Annotated in this window: 2 protein-coding genes; both read right to left on the minus strand. The window is 70.2% G+C overall.

All coding sequences use genetic code 11. The features are described from left to right. A partial coding sequence (locus AC30N0_RS12735; protein ID WP_489518279.1) for a UDP-3-O-acyl-N-acetylglucosamine deacetylase occupies window positions 1-451 on the minus strand: 451 nt, incomplete at its 3' end. 142 nt (window positions 452-593) lie between these two features. Further along, window positions 594-1,655, minus strand: a 1,062-nt coding sequence (gene ftsZ, locus AC30N0_RS12740; protein ID WP_489518280.1) for a cell division protein FtsZ, incomplete at its 5' end; no start/stop codon positions are given.

Consider the following 1,655-nt stretch of genomic DNA (forward strand, 5'->3'; position numbering starts at 1 on the left):
ACTTCAGCGATGCGCCCTCGCCTTCCTTGACCTCGATCGGCCGCCTGACGCGCAGGAAACGCTTCGGCGCCTCCTGCAGCTCGATGCCGGCGCTCTGCAGCAGGAACACGAAGGAGGCCGCCGAGCCGTCGAGGATGGGCACCTCTTCCGCCGTGAGGTCGACGGTCAGGTTGTCCAGCCCGAGGCCGGAGCATGCCGAGAGCAGGTGCTCGACGGTCTTCACCTTCGGCCCGTCGGGCGAGCCGTCGGCCGACAGCGTCGTCGCCAGGCGCGTGTCGCAGACCGCGAAGGCGTCTGCCTTGATCGCCACCGAGCGCGGCAGGTCGACGCGGCGGAAGACGATGCCGGCGTCCGCGGGCGCCGGCCGCAGCGTCATCTCGACCTTCTGGCCGCCGTGCACGCCCACGCCGACGGCCCGGATCATCGACTTGAGGGTTCGCTGACGCAACATGGGGATGATGTTAGAGCTTGTGATTGACCCCGTCAGGAGCGTAGCGAGCGGGCCGAGGTGCGTTCGCAGGAGCGCAGCCGTACGCGATGTACGGCGAGCACCTCCGGACGCAGATCGGCCCGCGCAGTAGCTTCGGATGGGGTCAATCCGCCTGCTTGCGCAGGAACGCCGGGATCTCGATCTCGTCCATTCCGTTGCTCGCCAGCGCATCGACCTTGGCCGCGGCGGTGCGGCCGTTGCGCCACACGCTCGGCGTCGACAGGCCGCTGTAGTCGTGCTGCTGGGGCGGCATCTGCAGCTGCTGGTTCAGCACCGGCAGGTTGTCGGTGCCGGTGCGCTGCACCTGCACCGGCGCGCTGTGCACCACCGAGATCGGCGCCTGGACGCGGCGGGCCGGGTTGAGGCCGGTGGCGATGACGGTGACGCGGAGCTGGTCGCCGAGCGATTCGTCGTAGGCCGTGCCGTAGATGACGTGCGCCTCGTCGGCCGCGTAGCGACGGATGGTGTTCATCGCGTTGCGGCTTTCCGAGAGCTTGAACGTGTTCCGGTTGGCCGCGATCAGCACCAGCACGCCGCGCGCGCCGGAGAGATCGATGCCCTCCAGCAGCGGGCAGGCCACCGCCGCCTCGGCCGCCTTGTTGGCGCGGTCCGGCCCGGTCGCGCTGGCCGTCCCCATCATCGCCTTGCCCGGCTCGCTCATCACCGTCTTCACGTCCTCGAAGTCGACGTTGACGAGGCCCGGGATGTGGATGATGTCGCTGATGCCGCCGACGGCGTTCTTCAGCACGTCGTTGGCGTGCGCGAAGGCCTGGTCCTGCGTGACGTCGTCGCCCAGGACGTCGAGCAGCTTGTCGTTGAGGATGACGATCAGCGAGTCGACGTTGGCCTCGAGCTCGGCGACGCCGTTGTCGGCCGCCTTCATGCGCCGGGGCCCCTCGAAGTCGAACGGCTTGGTGACCACGCCGACGGTGAGGATGCCCATCTCGCGGGCGACGCGGGCGATCACCGGCGCCGCGCCGGTGCCGGTGCCGCCGCCCATGCCGGCGGTGATGAACAGCATGTGCGCGCCGTCGATCGCCTCGCGGATGCGGTCGACCGCTTCTTCCGCGGCGGCCTTGCCGGCCTCCGGCTTGGCGCCGGCGCCGAGCCCGGTCGAGCCGAGCTGGATCAGGTGGTGCGCGGCCGAGCGGTTGAGCGCCTGCGC

The sequence above is a fragment of the Rhizobacter sp. genome (assembly GCF_031412495.1).
In the GTDB taxonomy this organism is placed as follows: Bacteria; Pseudomonadota; Gammaproteobacteria; order Burkholderiales; family Burkholderiaceae_C; genus Schlegelella_A.